General features: G+C 66.4%; 16 protein-coding genes, 1 tRNA gene and 1 pseudogene. 9 read left to right on the top strand and 9 right to left on the bottom strand.

The genetic code is table 11. The features are described from left to right. The 4 genes from FHX39_RS18785 to FHX39_RS18770 all read right to left on the bottom strand — a co-directional run. Nucleotides 1-532: aldo/keto reductase (locus FHX39_RS18785; protein ID WP_183342085.1), on the bottom strand; the 532-nt coding region annotated here is incomplete at its 3' end. A gap of 70 nt (nucleotides 533-602) precedes the next feature. Further along, complete coding sequence (locus tag FHX39_RS18780) at nucleotides 603-2,072, bottom strand: MGDG synthase family glycosyltransferase (protein ID WP_183342083.1); 1,470 nt, start codon at nucleotides 2,070-2,072, stop codon at nucleotides 603-605. Between the two features lie 41 nt (nucleotides 2,073-2,113). Further along, entirely contained in the window at nucleotides 2,114-3,277 is a 1,164-nt protein-coding gene (locus FHX39_RS18775; protein WP_183342081.1) for a hypothetical protein, read from the bottom strand. Beyond that, a complete protein-coding gene (locus tag FHX39_RS18770; RefSeq protein WP_332836977.1) occupies nucleotides 3,274-4,725 on the bottom strand; it encodes a glycosyltransferase family 87 protein in 1,452 nt (483 codons plus the stop codon). Before FHX39_RS18770 ends, FHX39_RS18775 begins: the two co-directional genes overlap by 4 nt. A 34-nt stretch (nucleotides 4,726-4,759) precedes the next feature. Between FHX39_RS18770 and FHX39_RS18765 the strand changes: the two genes are divergently transcribed. Further along, nucleotides 4,760-5,731 (top strand): Dyp-type peroxidase, encoded by a 972-nt coding sequence (locus FHX39_RS18765; protein WP_232531514.1) that lies wholly within the window; start codon nucleotides 4,760-4,762, stop codon nucleotides 5,729-5,731. Here FHX39_RS18765 and FHX39_RS18760 read toward each other — a convergent pair. Both FHX39_RS18760 and FHX39_RS18755 read right to left on the bottom strand, forming a co-directional pair. Beyond that, nucleotides 5,715-7,853, bottom strand: a complete 2,139-nt coding sequence (locus FHX39_RS18760) for a transglycosylase domain-containing protein (RefSeq protein WP_183342079.1) — start codon at nucleotides 7,851-7,853, stop codon at nucleotides 5,715-5,717. The two genes, FHX39_RS18765 and FHX39_RS18760, sit on opposite strands and share 17 nt — an antisense overlap. After that, nucleotides 7,846-8,265 (bottom strand): DUF5318 family protein, encoded by a 420-nt coding sequence (locus FHX39_RS18755; protein WP_183342077.1) that lies wholly within the window; start codon nucleotides 8,263-8,265, stop codon nucleotides 7,846-7,848. Before FHX39_RS18755 ends, FHX39_RS18760 begins: the two co-directional genes overlap by 8 nt. A gap of 210 nt (nucleotides 8,266-8,475) precedes the next feature. Here FHX39_RS18755 and FHX39_RS18750 point away from each other — a divergent pair. The 7 genes and pseudogenes from FHX39_RS18750 to vsr all read left to right on the top strand — a co-directional run bounded on the left by FHX39_RS18750 (nucleotide 8,476) and on the right by vsr (nucleotide 14,619). Further along, nucleotides 8,476-8,551: transfer RNA gene (locus FHX39_RS18750), tRNA-Ala, on the top strand. Between the two features lie 364 nt (nucleotides 8,552-8,915). Beyond that, nucleotides 8,916-9,020, top strand: a pseudogene (locus FHX39_RS22455) (sigma factor-like helix-turn-helix DNA-binding protein); the annotation flags it as partial. A gap of 636 nt (nucleotides 9,021-9,656) precedes the next feature. Beyond that, entirely contained in the window at nucleotides 9,657-11,735 is a 2,079-nt protein-coding gene (locus tag FHX39_RS18745; protein WP_232531513.1) for a Z1 domain-containing protein, read from the top strand. Between the two features lie 14 nt (nucleotides 11,736-11,749). Next, on the top strand, nucleotides 11,750-12,850 hold the full coding sequence (locus FHX39_RS18740; protein ID WP_183342073.1) for a ParB/Srx family N-terminal domain-containing protein: 1,101 nt from the start codon (nucleotides 11,750-11,752) through the stop codon (nucleotides 12,848-12,850). Beyond that, a complete protein-coding gene (locus tag FHX39_RS18735; RefSeq protein ID WP_183342071.1) occupies nucleotides 12,847-13,716 on the top strand; it encodes a hypothetical protein in 870 nt (289 codons plus the stop codon). Before FHX39_RS18740 ends, FHX39_RS18735 begins: the two co-directional genes overlap by 4 nt. Beyond that, a complete protein-coding gene (locus FHX39_RS18730; protein WP_183342069.1) occupies nucleotides 13,713-14,000 on the top strand; it encodes a hypothetical protein in 288 nt (95 codons plus the stop codon). The genes FHX39_RS18735 and FHX39_RS18730 overlap by 4 nt, the downstream gene beginning before the upstream one ends. A gap of 172 nt (nucleotides 14,001-14,172) precedes the next feature. Beyond that, a complete protein-coding gene (gene vsr, locus FHX39_RS18725; protein WP_183342087.1) occupies nucleotides 14,173-14,619 on the top strand; it encodes a DNA mismatch endonuclease Vsr in 447 nt (148 codons plus the stop codon). Here vsr and FHX39_RS18720 read toward each other — a convergent pair. Together FHX39_RS18720 and FHX39_RS18715 are read right to left on the bottom strand one after the other, a co-directional pair. Further along, nucleotides 14,564-15,961: a DNA cytosine methyltransferase gene (locus FHX39_RS18720; protein WP_183342066.1), complete on the bottom strand. Its 1,398-nt coding sequence runs from the start codon at nucleotides 15,959-15,961 to the stop codon at nucleotides 14,564-14,566. The two genes, vsr and FHX39_RS18720, sit on opposite strands and share 56 nt — an antisense overlap. A gap of 369 nt (nucleotides 15,962-16,330) precedes the next feature. After that, the gene (locus FHX39_RS18715; RefSeq protein ID WP_183342064.1) at nucleotides 16,331-17,323 is read right to left on the bottom strand and encodes a hypothetical protein; all 993 of its coding nucleotides are present in this window, start codon (nucleotides 17,321-17,323) and stop codon (nucleotides 16,331-16,333) included. A 128-nt stretch (nucleotides 17,324-17,451) separates the two neighbouring features. On the opposite strand from FHX39_RS18715, the gene FHX39_RS18710 reads away from it, so the two are divergent. After that, on the top strand, nucleotides 17,452-17,931 hold the full coding sequence (locus FHX39_RS18710) for a hypothetical protein (RefSeq protein ID WP_183342063.1): 480 nt from the start codon (nucleotides 17,452-17,454) through the stop codon (nucleotides 17,929-17,931). A 119-nt stretch (nucleotides 17,932-18,050) separates the two neighbouring features. Here FHX39_RS18710 and FHX39_RS18705 read toward each other — a convergent pair whose 3' ends face one another. Continuing rightward, on the bottom strand, nucleotides 18,051-18,254 hold the full coding sequence (locus tag FHX39_RS18705; protein ID WP_183342061.1) for a cold-shock protein: 204 nt from the start codon (nucleotides 18,252-18,254) through the stop codon (nucleotides 18,051-18,053). Nucleotides 18,255-18,326: the final 72 nt, after the last annotated feature.

The raw sequence follows: 18,326 nt of genomic DNA, 5'->3' as shown, positions 1-18,326 counted from the left end.
TCGCCGCCTTGTCGGCCGTCCACATCGCCTTCATCAGCTGCCAACCGGTGTAGTTGGAGGCGCCGATGTAGCGGACCTTGCCCGACTTCACGAGGGTGTCGAGCGCCGCCATGGTCTCTTCCAGCGGGGTCTGGCCGTCCCACTCGTGCACCTGGTAAAGGTCGATGTGGTCGGTGCCGAGGCGCTTGAGGCTGCCCTCGACCGCCCGGACGATGTGGTAGCGGGAGAGCCCGAGGTCGTTGGGGCCGTCGAGGTCCCCGATCTGCATGCGGACCTTCGTCGCGACGAGCACGTCGTCGCGGTCCGAGCCGAGCGCGGCGCCGAGGATCTCCTCGGACTGGCCGGCCGAGTAGACATCGGCGGTGTCGAAGAGGTTGACCCCGGCGTCACGGGCCAGGGAGATCTGACGGCGGGCACCGTCGACGTCGAGGTTGCCGACGGGCTGGGCCCAGCCGGTTCCGGCGAAGCCCATGGTGCCCAGGGTGATGGTCGAGACGCGGAGCCCGGAGGCTCCCAGCTGGCGGTAGTCCATCCGCTCAAACTAGACGGCTCCGCTCCTCTGGTCCCGGGCGGTTCAGTCCGGGCGGCTAGGACCGAGGCGGTCAGACGCCGGCGGTCCGCTCGACGCGGAGCGCCACCCCGGAACGGTCGCCGATCAGGCGGCGCAGCACCAGCAGCAGGTGCGGGTCGGTCTTGGGCCGTACGCGCAGCGCGAGCCGGTTGCGCCGGGACAGCTGGTCGAGGGAGACGAGAACCTCCTCGCCGTAACGGAGCCGCCCGTCGAAGTAGTCGTCGACCCGGCTCACCTCGTCGTCGGTGACGACGGCCACCGGCATGCCCGTCTTGGCGTCGGCCAGGATCGCGAGGGTCCGCGCCGGGCGGGCGTCCTCGAGCGGGTGCCCGGCCTCCGCCACCCGCAGCATCGCCTTCTGCGCCGAGCGGGTGATCCAGAGCGAGGAGTCGACGTCGTCGAGGACCTGGTCCGCGATCGTCTGCGCCGCGGACGGGAACCCGATCCGCCTTGCAGCCGAGGACATGGCCGCCAGCCGGGCAGGGTTGGCAAGAATCCGTTCGATCTTGGTCCCGACCGTCGTCTCGTAGTTGCAGCGGACGGCCGCGCCCTCCTCGGTGAGGAAGTCGCTGTTGCGCACCTCCTGGCCCGGGATCGGGTTGACCAGCGCCATCGGCAGGCCGACGGCCATGCACTCCGAGGACGAAAGCCCACCGGGCTTGCCCACGAACAGGTCCGCCACGGCCAGCAGCTCGGGCATCTCCGTCGTGTAGCCGATGACGCGGACCGACTCGTCGCCGAAGGTCTGGGCGTCGATCGAGGCCTTGAGCGCGGCGTTCCGGCCGCAGACCACCACCAGCTGGTGGGGCGTCGCGATGCGCCGGACCTGCGCCACGATCGCCTGGACGTAGTCGCCGCCCGCCGCGCCGGCGGAGATCAGGACGGTCGGCCGGTCGTCCCGCAGGCGGTGCTTGCGCAGCAGGGCCGTACGGTCGGCCGGCGCGTCGAGCCCGGCCCGGACCGGGATGCCGGACACCGTGAGGCGGCGCTCGGGCACCCCGATGGCGACGAGGTGGTCGCGGGTCTCCTCGCGCGCGACGAACATCCGCGTGAAGGCGCCCGCCAGCCACAGGCCCTGGAAGTCGTAGTCGGTCGTCACCGCGCTGACCGAGCAGTCGAGCGCACCCTGCGAGACGAGCAGCGACATGATCCGCAGCGGCAGGAAGTGCGTGCAGACGACCGTCGTCGGGCGGAACTCCTTGATCACCCGGACGGTGTCGAGGTTGTTGATGCGGTCCCACGCCTTCAGCGCACGGGCCATGTTGAACGGCTGGTCGCTCTTGTCGTACCCCCAGCCGACGAGCCAGGGCACGGTCTTCACGAGCGCGAAGTAGCCGTCGTCGTACAGCAGGCGGTAGACCTCGTTCGTCGTGCGCAGGACGTCGAGCTGCATGACCTCCTCGACGTCCGGGTGCGTCCGGAACGCAGCGGCCACGGCGTCGGCGGCCATCGTGTGGCCGGCGCCGACGCTCGCACTCAGGACCAGGACACGCGAGGACACGCTCGGATCGTACGGGCTGGACCACCCCCAGGGGTGAAGGCTCAGCTGGCCCAGTGGCCGGTGAAGAAGAGCCAGCTCCACCAGAGCATCAGCACGACCTCGAGCGCGAAGGCGACGCCCACGAGGCTGCGGTGCCGTACGCCGGCGGCGGCTGTCCTTGGTCGGCGCCGGGTCCACTCGGCGAGCATGATCCACAGCGGGAACCAGAGCAGCGTGGCGCGGTTGACGGAGAAGAACCAGTACGAGAGCGAGAACGCCAGCACCTGCACCCCGACCCACGCCGCCTCGCCCCACAGCGGACGCTTGCCCGCGCGCAGCAGCTTGACGCTGCGGACCAGGGCCCAGATGACGACGAGCAGGCCGACGGCCATCGACACCATCTCGCCGCGGAACACGGCCGCCCACCAGGGGTGGTCGGCGTAGGCGCCGGGCACGACCGCGGGGATCGTGTTGAGGAACGACTGCCACGGCCACGTCAGCTCGCGGACCCAGCCCGTGGACTGCGCGTGGTACCAGGCGGTCCAGCTGCCGGTGAGCGCGTGCAGGTAGGTGGCGAAGACCCCGATCACGGCGGCCGGCACGAGCAGCAGCGCGAGGCGACGTGCGCGTACGACGGCGGCGACCCTCGGCGTGGTGATGATCATGACCGCCAGCGCGCCGATGAGGAACAGCCCCGAGACCCGGACCGAGCAGGCGACGGCCGCCAGCAGCACGGCGGCGACCCAGCGGTCGGACCGGGCGCGTTCCCAGGCCCAGAAGGCCGCGGCGCAGAACAGCGACTCGGTGTAGGGCACGACCGTGAACACGGCGGTCGGGGCGAACAGCCACGCCACCGCGGCCGCCGGTCCGCCCAGCCGGGCCAGCGCACCGGCCGCGACCGCCGAGCAGGCGAGCGACACGACGACCCCGGTGACCGCGACCGGGACGCCGACGCCCAACCCGAGGGCGAGCAGCCCCGGGAAGCCGGGGAAGAACGCCATCAGCGTCCCGTCCGCGTCGGCCCAGTAGCCGCCCGCCGCGAGCCGACTGAAGTGCTGCACGTCCCAGTTGCTGACCATTTCGGTGACGCTGCGGCCGGTGCTGACCGCCAGCACGAGCCCGACGAGCGCGATGAGCCCGCGGCTGGCCAGCCAGGCCTGGACGACCAGGCGCGTGCCGTCGCGCGTCGGCTCGACCGTCGTCGGCGCTGCGGTGGTCGCGGTCACGCCGACAGCCTCGTCCGGGCGAAGAGCCGCGTACGCCACGGCGCGTCCGGCGCCCCGTCGAGGACCCCGCCGGTCGGGTCGTCGACGTTCCCTGAGCCTGTCGAAGGGCTGCGGACGGGGTCCCGCTCCGGGCGCAGCACGTCGCGGACGACCATGATCACGATCCAGGCCTCGGTCGCCAGGCGCAGCACGACGGCGAGCCAGTAGACGCGGTCCGCACCGCCGTCGCCCGGCCCGAGCTCGCCGCCGAGGTGCCACCAGATGGCCACGAAGTAGAACAGCTCGCCGAAGGTGAAGACCCACCAGTCGCGCCAGCGGGGCCGGGCCAGGACGACGAACGGCAGCAGCCACAGCACGTACTGCGGGGAGTAGACCTTGTTCGTCATCAGGAACGCGGCCACCACGAGGAACGCGAGCGCCCCGAAGCGGGGCCTCCTCGGCGCCAGCAGCGCGAGGGCAGCGACGAGCAGGCAGCCGAGCGCGAACAGACCGCCACTTACCTCGTTCAGGTGCGGGACGGGGTGCCCGGCGAGCGAGAAGACGTACCAGATCGAGCCGAAGTCACCCGTCCGGTCGGCGTTGAACGTCCAGAAGCTCAGCCACGCGTCCGGTGCGAGGACCAGGACGGGCAGGTTCACCACGAGCCAGCTCACGACGAAGCCGACGAGCAGGACGCCGTACGCCCGCATCCGCCCCGAGCGCAGGCACAGCACGAGCAGCGGGCCGAGGAGGAAGACCGGATAGAGCTTCGCCGCCATGCCGAGCCCGAGCAGGACCCCGGCGAGGCCCGGGCGGCGACGGCTCCAGGCCAGCACGCCCGCCGCGGTGAGGGCGACGGGCAGCAGGTCCCAGTTGACCAGCGACGCGGCGGCGACGGTCGGCGCGGCGGCCAGCATCATCGCGTCCCACGGCCGGCCGATCTGGGTGTGGACCTGCGCCCACACCGCGACGAGGAACAGCGCCCCGAGCAGCACCTGGTTGACGTCGACGAAGGTGAGCGTCGCGTCGACGGCCTGCTGCGCGGTCAGGTCGGTGCCCGACGGCGCGCCGAGCCAGCCGGTGATGCGCCGCTCCAGCTCGAGGAACCACCCGGTCAGCACCGGGTACTCCAGGACCTGATAGCTGCCGGAGTCGAGGTACGGGGTGTTGCCCTGCAGGAGCCCGCGGTCGGCGTAGAGCAGGCCGATGTCGGAGTAGCAGAGCCGCCGGAACGCGTCGGGCACCTGCCCCGCCACGGTGATCCGGCACGGGATCCGGAAGACCATCCCGACCACGTACGTCAGCGTCGCCACCGCGAGGATCACCCGGGCCGGGCTCCACCACGTCCGCACCAGCTCCGCGTAGCGCCCGAGCGGGCCGCCGAGCCGCTCGCTCATCGCGGCGACGAAGCCGTCCGTCCGCGCGGGTTGAACGTTCGCCGGGTCCGGCTTCGCGGAGACCCTGGGCACCGCGAGAACCTACCAGCGGAGCCTGTCGCGGTGGTTGACTTCCGACCATGCCAGCCGCCTCCTGGGACCGGGTCCCGATCGCCGCCCAGACGATCGAGGCGACGCTCAGCCAGTCCGCCACGTTCCTCGTGCTCGAGATCGGGCCCGGCGACGACGACCTCGCCACTGCGCGCGACACGATCTCCGGGATCGACGACCTGCTCAAGACCGTCGGGTTCCGCGACCTGTCCGCCCGGCTCTCCTGCGTGGTCGGCATCGGCAGCGACGCCTGGACCGGCTCTCCCCCGGTCACCGGCCCCAGCAGCTGCGGCGGTTCCCGCGCATCGACGCCGTCAAGAACGTCGCTCCCTCCACGCCCGGCGACCTGCTCCTCCACGTCCGGGCCGAGCGTTCCGACCTCTGCTTCGAGTTCGTCCGCATCGTCATGGCCGCCTTCGGCGACAGCGTCACGGTGGTCGACGAGACGAGCGCGTTCCGCTACTTCGACGCGCGCGACCTGCTCGGCTTCGTCGACGGCACGGCCAACCCGGTCGGCGCCGAGGCCACCGAGGCCGCGCTGATCGGCGACGAGGACCCGGACTTCGCCGGCGGCAGCTACGTCGTCGTGCAGAAGTACCTGCACGACCTCGCGACCTGGGCCTCGTACGGCGCCGACCTCCAGTCCGAGATCGTCGGCCGGGACAAGGCCGACAACGTCGAGCGCCCCGACGCGGAGACCGGGCAGAAGGCCCACAAGACCCTCGCCACGCTCGAGGTCGGCGGCGTCGAGCGGGCGATCCTGCGCGACAACATGCCCTTCGGCCGCGCCGGCTCGGGCGAGTTCGGCACCTACTTCATCGGCTACGCCGGCTCGGTCTCGGTCACCCTCACGATGCTGCGGCGGATGTTCCTGGGCGACCCGCTCGGGATGTACGACCGCATCCTCGACGTCTCGACCGCGACGACGGGCACCCTCTTCTTCGCCCCCGCCGCCGACCTGCTGGCGAGCCTCAGCGACGCGGCGTGACCGTCCCACCCGGCGTCGGCCGGTTCGAGGGTGTGACGCTCGGCTGCGCCGGAACGCTCGGCGGCTCGGGCGGGTTGGGCGGCTGGATCGGCGTCGGCGGCTGGCCCGGTTGCGGCGGGGCCGGCGGGGTGTAGGTCGGCTCCTGGTAGGAGTTCACGTACGCCGGGTCGTCGAACTTCTCGACGTCCTGCCCGTCCGTGGCCGTCTGCATGTAGCTCACCCACGTCTGCAGCGGGTACGTCGCCCCGAAGAACGTGCTGTCACCCGGTCGGCGGTAGGGGTCCAGGCTGGCGCTGCCGCTCTTGCCCGCGACGTACATGACGGCCGTCGAGATCTGGTGGGTGTAGCCGACGAACCACGACGAGTTGACGATGTTGTCGCCGCTGCCGTCCTCGACCCCGTTGGTGCCGGTCTTGCCCGCGACCGGGCGCCCCAGGCTCGACGCCGCCCGGGCCGTGCCGTCCTTGACCACGTTCGACAGCGCGTAGGTGACGTCGTCGGCCACGTCCCCGCTGACGGCGCGGTCCTCCTGCGGGGCGGCCTTGTAGAGGACGTTCCCGTCGGCGTCCTTGACCTCCTTGACCACGTGAGGCGCGACGTGCACGCCACCGTTCGCGAAGGTCGCGTACGCGCTCGCCTGGTTGAGCGGGCTCACCTCGGGCGTACCGATCGGGATGTTCCGCTCGGCGGCGTCCCAGCCGCGCGTCTTGGGCGCGCCGGCCTTCTCGGCGATCGCGAGCGTCTTCTCCTTGCCGTCCGGCAGCTGCCGGATGAGGTCGACGAAGGCGGTGTTGATCGAGTCGGCCATGGCCTTGATCAGGTTCACGCTGTAGCCGTAGTTCTGGCTGTACTCGTTGCGGACCGGGATCGGGTCGCCCGGGATCTGCCAGGTGTTGCCCTGGAACCCGGAGCGCAGGCTGAAGCCGTTCTCGAGGCCGGCGGCCAGGGTGAACGTCTTGAACGTCGACGCGGTCGGCCGCGCCGTGGTGGCCCAATTCCGCGAGTTCTCGACGTAGTCGGGGCCGCCGTAGAGCGCGAGCACGTCACCGGAGCTCACGTCGACCGACGCGACCGCCGCGTGCAGCCCGGACTCCTTCTCGCCCGACGCCTTCGCGGCCTGCTCCGTGGTGTCCTCGGCCGCTTTGATCGCGGCCTTCTGGTCGTCCTCGTGGAAGGTCGTGGTGACCCTCAGGCCGCCGCCCTGGATGTCCGAGGACGAGAAGCCGGCCGTTGTCAGCTCCTGCTCGACCATCTTGAGCAGGAAGCCGTTCGGGCCGCCGTACCGCTCGTTCACCGACACCTTCGGGAACTTGGGCAGGCCCTTGGCGTACTTGGCCGCCTGCTCCGCCGTGATGTCGCCGGTCTCGGCCATAGAACCGATGACGTAGCGGTAGCGGTCGAGCAGCCGCGTGCGGTTGGCCTTCTCGTCCGGGTCGAAGGCCGTCGGGTTGTTGATGACGCTGGCCAGCACCGCCGCCTGCGGGACGGTCAGCTTCTTGGCGTCGACCTTGAAGTACGCCTGGCTCGCGGCCTGAATCCCGTACGCGCCGTGCCCGAAGTAGATGGTGTTGAGGTAGCCCTGCAGGATCTCCTGCTTGCTCTTCTGCTGGCTGAGCTTGTAGGCGAGGAACAGCTCGCGGTACTTGCGGCTGACCGTCTGCTCGCTGTTGAGGTAGAGGATCTTGATGTACTGCTGGGTGATCGTTGAGCCGCCCTGCAGGCTCCCGCCCTTGGCGATGACGTACGCCGACCGCGCCATGCCGCGCAGCGAGACGCCCTTGTCGGTCCAGAAGGTGCGGTTCTCCGCGGCGACGACGGCCTGCTTGATCGTCTCCGGCATCTCGTCGAAGTCGAGCGGCTGCCGGTTCTGGATGGCGAAGTCGCCCAGCTCGCTCTTGCCGTCGCCCCAGTAGACGAACGTCGTCGCCGTCTCGAAGTCCTTGTTGGGGTTGGGCAGCTGCGTCGTGGTGTAGCCGTACGCGACCGCCCCGGCTCCCGCGACAACGCAGAGCGCGACAAGGATCGCGATCGCACCCATCACGCGGCGGAACCAGCGGACGCTGCCCCGCTTGGGCGCGCCGACCGGGTGCTTGGCCACCGGTCCCCAGGACGAGTCAGCCATAGATGTCCTCGACGGTCTGCTGGCGGCGAGGCGGCTTGCGCTTCACCCCGTCGCCCAGGAGGTAGGAGACGATCATGTGGTTCCAGCTACAGCGGAGGCAGACCTCGACCACGACGACCTTGAACTCGCCGTAGGAGTGCGCCATCTCCTCCAGCTCCGCTGGCGGCTTGATGCGCCCCGAGAACTGACCGAGCTGATCGCCGAACGTGTAGCTGAGGTTGTACATCTCGGTCGACTCGCACACCGGGCACGGCACCTTGGCCTGCTCACCGTGGTACTTCGCCGCCCGGAGGAGCATGGGGTCCGCGTCGCACGCGTCGAGCTTCGCCAGCCGCTTGCCGGGCCTCTTGAGCCCCTCCAGCGTCCGACGCCGCTGCAAGGCGTAGTCGATCACCTCGCGCTGCGACCACATGGGCTCGATGGTAGGTCGTCGCACTGACGGTTTCGACTCTGTGCGCCCTCTGTGCCGCGTCCTTGTTCAGACCTTCAGGTGGGCGATTCAAGCCCCGGCGCCGAGGAGAAGCGGCGCGAAGTCGGCTCCTGAGGAGGCTAGGTCTGCTTGTTCGGGCTCGCAGCCGAGGACCTTCCCGACGTAGGATCTAGCGTCCGGCCGAGCCGGTCCGGGGCCATGGCGCAATTGGTAGCGCACCTGCTTTGCAAGCAGGGGGTTAGGGGTTCGAGTCCCCTTGGCTCCACCACGAAAACGCGCACGGCCGTCGCTGCTGCTCCTACTCGGCTCGGCCTGAGGCACTAGGCGTACGTTGCCCATGCTCTCCGGCTGGCGACCCCAAACTCTTAGTCTGACTCCAGATGGCCTCAGTTTCGCGATCTCCGGCTGTTGACAGCCCCCATGCGTACATACTGAGGCTGCTCATTGTGTGTGTTGCGTCATTATTAGGACGATCTGAGGAGCGACAACGTGGATGAGGACGTCCCGGCACGGCTTCCGGCACAAGCTGCTGCGTCCGCAGATCGCTTAGGGTTCAGGTCTGGACCCCATTGCCTTGTCTTCGACAGGTCTCGGCTCCGGCCGCGACCAGACGGGGCGCCGCAGGACGTCAGGTGAACCTTCAACGCGACCGCGCCATACTTGAGCTGCGCCGATCCGGAGAGCCCCTCAAGACGATCGCGAGCAGGTTCTCAATCTCAGCTGAGCGCGTACGTCAGATCGTCTCCAGGCAAGGTGGCGTTTCGCAGAGCGATGTCCGAGGAGCCCGCTTCAGCCAGCGCGAAGAAGCCGAGGAGGGCTTGCGAGAGCGCCTCTTCTATGCCGCGAGGACTGGGCTGGCCGAGTCGCTTTACGACGTCGCTACCCTGACCGCAACGGACGAGCAAACCGCTCGTCGAATCGGTGGCCGAAGCCTGACCTCCTACCTTGGCCTAGCCCGAGCAAGTGCGAGCCGCTGGTCTCCGGCCGAAACACTTGAGGCCCTTAGGCTTGCCGCAACCTTCGAGTGGCCCCTGTCTCGCACCGCGTACCAAAATCTTCTAAACGAGGGCGAGGTGGTTGGTCCGAGCGCAGCCCGCATTGACCAGGTCTACGGATGGGCCCAGGCCTGCCGAATGGCTGACGTCGAGGCTTCGCAACGTGTTGGGCGAAACTACCAATCGCATTGGACCGACGACGATATATGGGATTTCGTCCGACGCTATGTAACGGATGCTGGCCCTACTGCAAGCTTTCACGGCTACGACTATTGGAGGAAGGCGAACGCACCCGATTCCCCTTCAGCCGTGTTAGTCCGAGCACGTTTGGGAAACTGGCACAAAGTACGTCGCACAGCGCTGATAACAGGAGAATCGATGACGACCCATGCGGTAACCAGCAGCAACGAGTCCCAGAGGCTAGACCAGCGGCTCAGCGATCGCGTCGACCGGGACAGCCGACTGAGCCTATGGAAGTCCGCACTGGCAATCCTCGACAAAGGCCCTCAGCGAAGCGGCGTTCACGGCTCAACGGGCTTAGCTCTCGGGTACGTCCAATCTGGCAAGACAACCTCAATCACTGCACTGATCGCTGCAGCCGCAGACCAAGGCTATCAAATAGTTATTGCTTTGCTTGGTGGTACGAATCTACTGCTTGAGCAGAATCGGTCCCGCCTCGAGCTAGCTCTTGAGATTCATAGCCGTCAAGATTACCGCTGGATCGTCGAGGTCAACCCTTCTGGCCGCACAACCTCGAGGCGGATGAGTGACAGGATCGCGGGCGGCAGGACGATCCTCATACCGGTCCTGAAGCATGCTGGTCGGATACGCGCTCTTGCCGAGGCACTAGAAGGAGTTTCCGACATAGCAGACGTCCCAGTTCTCATTGTTGACGACGAGGCAGATCAGGCGTCGCTTAACACGAGCAGTTCAGCCGAGAGTCGCACCTACGAAGCCATAAGCGTGCTGCGTCGGACAGTCCCTCGGCATCTTTACGTGCAATACACGGCCACTCCTTATGCTCCGCTTCTTCTAGACGCCGACGACCTCCTCAGTCCGGACTTCGTTGAGTTCCTCGAACCGGGTACCGGTTACACCGGAGGCCGCGAGTTCTTCGTAGAATTCGCCGACCAGGTGATTCGCGACGTGCCCTTACTGGATGAACAAGCTGCGAAGACCCTGCCGCTCCAACTTCCCCAAAGTCTATTGGCCGCCCTGGGGTCATTCGTCGCCGGAGCAGCAACGCTCTCGGAGCTGCAGCCGGACGCCGCCCCTATAAGCATGTTAGTTCATTCGACCCAGCGCAATGACGTTCAGGAGCGTTACCGATTTCTCATGGAAAGGGAGCTCAAGAAGTGGAGGGCCGCCGCGGCAGCCGCAACCTCAGCGGACGACCTCCCTGGCGCCCTTCTGAGCGAGCGTCAAATCCTAGCCGAACGAGGTGCACCTACCATCTCGGACGGCCCTTTCTTGGACCGCGTTCGATGGGTGCTCCGTGAAACTTCGCTCTGGCTCGTCAACTCCACGAGCGCACTCAACAAGGTCGAGTGGAACGTTACTCCCATTCATATATTGGTCGGCGGTAACAAGCTCGACAGGGGGTTCACCGTCGAGGGGCTGACAGTGACCTACATGAATCGACCTCCAAGCACTCAAGTGGACACCTTGGAGCAGCGGGCTCGAGCCTTCGGCTACCGCCGCGACCAACTGCCCTACTGCCAATTCTTCGCCACCAAACGCACGATCAAAGCTCTCAGGGAGATCGTGTTTACGGAGTACGACCTCAGAGCTCAACTTCAAGATCACGTAGACAACGGTGGGAGCGTGCACACCTGGGCACGAGAAGTTGGACTTCTTCTTCCCGAGGGCATGAAACCCACTCGTGCTTCCGTCGTCAGCCAGTTGTCTTACGCAGGTCAAGGGTGGGCGTCAATCCGGCTCCCACGCCTAGATCCAACTTCGCTACAGACGAACCGAACTCTGGTCGAGTCTCTAGGACTATATAACGCTCCTTATGTGAATTATGGACGCCTCAGTTTTCGAACGCTTCGGTGCTCGCTTGACCAGGTTCGACAGTCGCTGCTGGCCAATTGGAGTGCCGACAAATACGGTCCTTCGTGGCGATACGGCGATGTGGTTGAAGCGCTCGAACGTCATCCGGACCCGCATCGAGAAGTTCCCGTCATTCTCATGGAGGACGACGGCGACCTGCGCCTACGGAAGTGGGACGTCGAAACGGGTTTCGTGAACCTCTTCCAAGGCCGAGACCTAGCTCGAAACGACACCGCACCGGCCTATCCAGGCGATCGAGCTATTGGGGGCGTCGCCGACGATCCGTCCTCACTTGTAGTGCAGGTGCATCGGGTCGCGCGCCGCGCGGACCCGACGACAGAAATTCTTACGCTTGCCATCCACCTCGGTGACCTACAGGTCGTTCGAAAGGCTGAACTCAGATGACAGAGGACACTCGCATGGGAACCAACTCTGGGGTGCGCTCGGGCGTTGCCCTTCACACCCCCATCTCGACCCTTCTATTAGACCCGTACAACCCCCGCCTGCCAGAATCACTTCGGGGAGGCGAGCAGGCGGATCTCGCCGTTGTGCTCGAAATGGGGTTTGACGCCTTTGCGGTCGCACAATCAATAGCTGACAATGGCTACTTTGCAGCAGAGCCGCTCATCGCCATCCGCTCCGGTCATGGCCGATTCACCATCGTCGAGGGCAATCGAAGACTAACGGCGCTACTTGGCCTCAGCCACCCCGAGATTCGAGCGGAATTCGCGGATCCCGGTAGGTGGAGCGAGGTTGCAGACAGGGCTGGTGTCAGTCCTGCCACGGAAGTCCCAATTGTGGTCCACGAGAATCGCGAGGCTACGCACGTCGAGGTCTCTCGAGCCCACGTCGTCGGCAAGTTGGCATGGCGGCCCTACATGCAGGCTCGGTTCATCGCAAGTCGTGTTTCGGAGGGCAGATCGATATCCGAGGTAGCCGAGCTAATCGGGATAACGAAAAGCAAGGCCGCCGACCTTTACCGTGATCAGGCTATAGTTTCTCAAGCCGAGGACGCGGGCCTCAGCACCGGTGAAGTAGAGAAGGCTTTCTCTGTACTCACTGTCGCCATGAGTAATACGAAACTTCGTGACCATATCGGTGCGCCGCTGGGCTCTCGGCTGTCTGCTGGCGCGAAGCCGGTTCCCCCTGGCAAGCTCGGTGAGCTCAGGGAGCTGATCTCGTGGGTCTTCGGAGATGAGGACTCGGAGCCAGTGATCAGCGATTCCCGACAAATGAGCGCGCTCGGCAATGTGGTCGCCAGCGAGGTCGGTCTGGGGTCGCTACGGGCCGGGAAGAGTCTCGAAGAGGCTAAGCAACAGGTCCAGAACGCAGGCATGAACCCCAGAGAACGCCTTGTCAAGCGTTTGACGGCCGCAACGAACGCCCTTGGTGCAGCGGGTGACGATCTAGCTGAGTATGCAGGAGATGTTCAAGTAGTGGGGCTTCTCGCCGACCTCGAAGCGCTTCTTGAGTCTATGCGGAATGTCGTAGACCAGGACCCCGATCGCGTTGCGACGTGACCATCAGAGGTCGCGAGCACATCGCCGATTGGATCGAGGTGTCACTACTCGTAAGAGGGCCGCGGCCCATCGGACTTGACGCCTTATTGGGCTTTTTCCAGAAGAGCCAAGGACTAGAGCCCCAGCGTCTGACTGCCGGCCTTCGGGAGATGAGCCGTAGAGCGAGCCTGCTGGGCTCTCGTTATCCCTTCAAGATCCACGGTGAATACGCCGTGCGGTCTGAGAACCACGCTACCGGTTCGACCTACGCTTTGCTGACCCTGCTGTCGCCTGGAAACCCAGTTCGCGAGTACCTAGGCGCCGTCCCCGACGACGGATCGGCTGTCCACTTCGAGTCTGTTGTTGTCGACGCGGTAAAAAGCATATGGGGAGTTAACGGGAGAGCACTTCGCTTCGGGTGGCCTTCCGACGTCGGGCGACCCCCTGAGTTCGACCTCGCGATTCAATGGCTAGCCCAACAGATTGGGGTTCCCGTGGGTCTCGGCTACCGGCAACCTCGCCGAAAGGACGGAGGCGTTGACGTCGTTGGCTGGCGTCCATTTCCCGACCGTCGATCAGGGTTTCCGGTGCTTCTGGTTCAATGCACCCTGCAGGAAAATCTGGTAGCAAAAGGGCTAGACATCGACCGGCGCTTATGGAGCTCCTGGTTAGCGATGGACGTGGACCCCGAGACAGCTCTTGCAACACCCGCGGCGCTTACCGTTGGCCCCGTGTGGGACGAGCTCGCGTTGAAGTACATGGTGCTGGACAGGCTCCGACTCGTGGGCCTCGCCGTTGAACAGACGACGGACGAAGTAGCCCTTGGTTGGGTTCGGCAAACTGTAGACGAGTTGCACGAGCACCTTGGTGAAGTAGAGGAGCTGTGAGCGGTCGCAAGCAGGACATCGTTGAAGAAATCGCCAGCGTCTTCGGACTCGAGGCTCCGAAGATGTCTACTGGGTCCACGGAGCCCAGAGAAATTTTTGATCTCGTGAATAGAGAACTGGGACTGGGGCTTCCGCTGCATCTAACCAAGCCCGAGCTCGCGCGGGCAATCGTCGAATCAGCCGGTGATGTTTGGCTTCCCGACTACGATTCGAGAGGTGGGACCGTGACGTTGAAAGGACTGGCGGCGGTCCTCGAAGCGGTGCACTTCTACCTTGGCCGATGAACGACGAGTAAAGGTCTCGCTAATGACGCTCGTCGACTGGCGACGCAGGTGATGCGCAAGTTCAGTTTCACCATAACGGTCCGACTCAGGGTTCCTCGTGAGCAATAGGACGCAGAGGACATTCAGCGTCCCGGTGCATCCAGGATCGAGCGATCCTTCGCTGTCGAAGCGGATGTCTCAGGCCGCGCGCCGCGACACCAAACCCGAGCTCGCGCTGCGAAGAGAGTTACATAGACGCGGCCGACGCTATCGCGTTGTCGTCCGCGTTCCTGGGCGGAACCGGCGCACGATCGACATCGCTTTCACACGGGCGCGGCTGGCCGTGTTTGTCGACGGCTGCTTCTGGCACGGCTGTCCAAAACACGGGACGACCCCGACGCACAACTCCGGTTGGTGGGCCACCAAGCTAGCGGCCAACCATGGTCGCGACCGGGACACCGACGAACACCTGGCCGAGGAAGGTTGGGCGGTGTTGCGCATCTGGGAGCACGTCCCTGCCGTTCAAGCAGCGGACCAGGTAGAGGCGGTGCTCGACGCTCTAGACGGTCGGCGCCGACGACCCGTCAAAGCGCAGCAGCCGCCCGAGGACCCGGGTACAGCTGGAGGGCCAACGGGTTGAGCGCATCGGTGCTGCCGTTGAGCGGGGCCGAGAGGACCGCCTGCCGCACGCGCTCCGGGATCTGCGGCCGAGACGAGTGAGCGTCGTTCTCGACGTGGCTGCGGAGCACGTACCAAGCAGCCCCGACCGCGACGCCGTTCCCCACCTGCTTGTAGGACGCGGCTTCTCGCCGATTGGCGAACGCGAAGGAGCGCGGGAGCCCCTGAAGGCGAGCAGCCTCGTGCGGAGTGAGCCGGCGCCGTCGCGACCCGACGATGGAGGTCTGCGTGATAGCCACGAGCGCAGGGAGGTAGGTGGCCGCCTTTGCGCGAATTCCCGACGGGCGGAAGTGCATGACCGTGTCCCAGAGAGACGTGGAGTCTTGCGCCTGCCACTCGAGCTTGCGCCGGGTGACCGGGAACGAGGCGAGCGAAGGGTGGGCGGAACGCCAGGCGTCGATGACTGCCTCGTTCTCCCGGTAGAAGGCGATGTTCTTGCGGGTGAAGTCGGCCTTCCACGTGGGCAGCGCGCTGATCTCCAACTCTGACGGCATCCCGTTCGGCTGCCAGAGGTCGGACCAGAGGGGAAAGCCGGGGAGGCGCCGCCCCTTGCTCTGCTGGTGGGCCTGAACCAGGTCGTCCCAGACCTGGATCCACTCGCGCTCCTGGTCGTTCAGCCGGTAGCGCTCGAGGTCAGGGATCGAGCTGTCCTCGTCGAGCACCCAGTTCACGTCCCAGCGCGACGGGTCCCAGCCCTCAACCGGAGCGCGGAGGACGGTCGGCCCGACCTCGGTCTCCTCCATGGCACGGACCGGTCCGACGTAGGTGCCCACGATGAAGACGCGGTCTCGCACCTGCGGGGTTCCGCCCAGGTGCGGGGGCAGCAAGTGGGGGGAGAACACCGTCGGCGAGCTCGAGACGCGGTAACCGAGCTGTCGCAGGGTCTTGATGATCACGTCCCACTCGTGGCGGTGACGCGGGCCGGCGATGTTACGGACGTTCTCGAGCAGGACGACCGAGGGCTTGCGCTTCTCGATGATCCGGGCGATGTTCCAGAACAGCGTCCCGCGGGCCTCGTCCATGCCTCGCTGATAGCCCGACTTGGAGAACGGCTGGCAAGGGAAACCCGCGGTCAGGACGTCGTGCTCGGGCACCTCCATGACGGTGTCGTTCGCAGCGGTGGTGATGTCGGAGTTGAGGACGGGCGGCTCAGCCTGGCCGTCGACCCAGTTGTGCCGGTAGGTCGTCATGGCCTGCTCGTCGATCTCGGACACGAACACGCACTCGCCGCCGGCGTGGCTCAGGGCTGCGTGGAAGCCCCCGATACCGGCGAACAGGTCCACGAACTTGAACGAGGGTGCCATGTCGGCCAGCTTAGCAGCTCGAGCTGGCGTTCGACTCTGAGGCGCCACGCTGAAGAGAAAGTCCTGCACGTCGCCGAGCCTACGAGCCGTGAACTCAGTACCCACAACTCATGGTGTTGCGCGCCAGCGGTGTCGTGTTGTCCACCCGCGCGTCGACCCTGGGCCTCGCCACGCGACGCGGTGGCAGCAGTCGCAGGGCGTTCACAGTCCAGCAGTGGGGGTGCGACCCTCCGCAGTCGCACTGGTGTCTTCGTCTCCTGGCTGAGCATGGCGACGCTGGCGGCCCTCGTGTGGCAGGTAAGAAGAGCACTCGTCTGCTCCCTCATGCTGGCCGTGGCAGGCGGGTCCACCTCGACCTGGGTCATTTGCTCAGGTAGCCGCACCGAGACCGGCCGCCCGGCGCAGCAGAGCGATCGCCTGCTCTCGCGACCGCGGATCGTTGACGGTGATGACCGCTCGGTAGGCCTCGTTGCTCGAGCCGACTTGCCGCGCGTCCGGAGCCAGGGACGACAGTGTCTCGAGCGTCGGCCCGCTCACCTTCGGGTTGAGGCGTCCGGTGCTTGCGTACAGGTAGCCGATCGTTCTAGCCGCACGGGTGAGACGCAAGTAGCCCGTGTAGTCGTCGAGCGAACCAGGTGCGGCGTCTCGCCGGCGCACCCCATGAAGGGCGACTCCCTGCTTCGTCGTCAGCTCCTCGAGGAACGATCGCACCACCGCTCCGGCTGGATTGGACGCTAGCTGCTGCTGGACAACCTCTTGCCCCTCGTCGGGCACTCCGGGGACGTAAGTGTGGATGCCCGGGGTTCCCGCGGCTCCATCAATCGGTCCGAACCTGACGGGTGGAAGGAAGGGAGCAGGTCCGACCGGTTGCATGACGTGCTCGGGCGAGCCGTGCAGCAGCCGCAGCAGTGGCTCGAGGTCGTTCCTGGTTAAGTCTTTGAGCACGAATCGTTGCTGCCCGGAGAGCCGCGGCGGCACGTCATGCAAGTCGGCCCCGGGCAGCACGACGACCAGCAACCGCCGCCGGAAGTCGTCCTGGTTCCGCTCGAACAGCCCGAGGAGCGTGTCCGCCTCGGCCACGGCCCCCGCGCCTTCGTTCGGCTCGTTGGTCCCTTCGAAACGCTGCCGCCAAGCCTGGTTCACCAGGACGACCGTGTAGTCGCACTTCGTGATGCGGCTCGGCCCCCATCCCGTCCACTCGATCCCGGGCTCGCTGAGGTGGAACAGGTCGAGGTCCGCGTCGACACCGAACTGGCGCAGGTTCACGGCCAGCTGCAGAACTTCGTTGCTCCAGGCAGCGTCGGTCCCCGGCTGGTTGGGCTTGTGGGCCCAAGAGAGCAGCGCGGTCGGCGGGACAGACACCCTTGTTCTCCGATCTCACGGTCTGCGACGAGCCCCTGAGCCTAGACAGGAGTGCTGCTCGATCGATCCATGGCCCATCTGACTTCCGCTACGTACAATTCTTTGTACCTCACGGACGAGGACGGAACATGCAGGAGCACGTCAGCGACGCCTACGCGTTCCTGGCTGTGCTGTGCCTGCCGCTGGTCGCCTGGATCCTGAGTCGGCCTCCCTTGTGGCGTCGGATCCGGCCACGGCTCGAGCCGGTCGCCGTACGACTCTGGCTCCAGGTGGTCGAGCAGGAGCAGCCCGACGAGGGCGTGCTGCGCCGGTGGGCGGTCGACCGGCTCGAGCAGCTGCGGGGGCATCTCGAGCGGGTGCGGCGGCTGATTCTCGACGACGAGCACATGACCGCGACTCGCCAGGTGGGGAACCGGATGGCGCACGAGCGACTGGTGCGCGACGTCCGCGACGCGGAGGCGGCGGTGCTCGCGTACGGGCTGAACGAGGTGGCGACCCCTGAGGCGGCGCCCACGCCGAGGGGCGTTCCGCGGCTCGCGTTCAGCGCTCCAGCCGTGGGCCCCGTGGTCGAGGTCCTCGAGTTCGGGCCGGGCGGGCGCTGGCTCTGACCCCTTCGCCCTTCGACAAGCTCAGGGAACGTGCTCCGGCTGTGCGGACGTCAGAAACGGCAAGAAGCGCCGACCCCGGAGGGTCGGCGCTTCTCGTTGGTCCTACGAGGCAGAAAGCCTCAGATGGCCTGAACCTTCTCGGCCTGGGGGCCCTTGGGGCCCTGAGCGGTCGAGAACTCGACCCGCTGGCCCTCGTCGAGCGAGCGGAAGCCCGACGACTCGATCGCGCTGTAGTGCACGAAAACGTCCGGCCCGCCGCCGTCGACGGCGATGAAGCCGAAGCCCTTCTCAGCGTTGAACCACTTGACGGTTCCCTGTGCCATGTAAATCTCCCTAGACTCCTCCGGACCGCACCTCGCAGTCTCGGAATGCTGTCGGGCGTCGGGTCTCGGCCC

Origin of the sequence: Microlunatus antarcticus (assembly GCF_014193425.1) — a bacterium.
Taxonomy (GTDB): domain Bacteria; phylum Actinomycetota; class Actinomycetes; order Propionibacteriales; family Propionibacteriaceae; genus Microlunatus; species Microlunatus antarcticus.
Note: the sequence above shows the minus strand (reverse complement) of the source record. Positions and strands in the feature narration are given on the sequence as shown.

Excerpts from the sequence above, each read along its gene's own strand:
- FHX39_RS18760 (WP_183342079.1), bottom strand. The coding sequence starts at position 7,853 with ATGGCTGACTCGTCCTGGGGACCGGTGGCCAAGCACCCGGTCGGCGCG.
- FHX39_RS18755 (WP_183342077.1), bottom strand. The coding sequence starts at position 8,265 with ATGTGGTCGCAGCGCGAGGTGATCGACTACGCCTTGCAGCGGCGTCGG.
- FHX39_RS18745 (WP_232531513.1), top strand. The coding sequence starts at position 9,657 with ATGACGACCCATGCGGTAACCAGCAGCAACGAGTCCCAGAGGCTAGAC.
- FHX39_RS18740 (WP_183342073.1), top strand. The coding sequence starts at position 11,750 with ATGGGAACCAACTCTGGGGTGCGCTCGGGCGTTGCCCTTCACACCCCC.
- vsr (WP_183342087.1), top strand. The coding sequence starts at position 14,173 with ATGTCTCAGGCCGCGCGCCGCGACACCAAACCCGAGCTCGCGCTGCGA.
- FHX39_RS18720 (WP_183342066.1), bottom strand. The coding sequence starts at position 15,961 with ATGGCACCCTCGTTCAAGTTCGTGGACCTGTTCGCCGGTATCGGGGGC.
- FHX39_RS18710 (WP_183342063.1), top strand. The coding sequence starts at position 17,452 with ATGCAGGAGCACGTCAGCGACGCCTACGCGTTCCTGGCTGTGCTGTGC.
- FHX39_RS18705 (WP_183342061.1), bottom strand. The coding sequence starts at position 18,254 with ATGGCACAGGGAACCGTCAAGTGGTTCAACGCTGAGAAGGGCTTCGGC.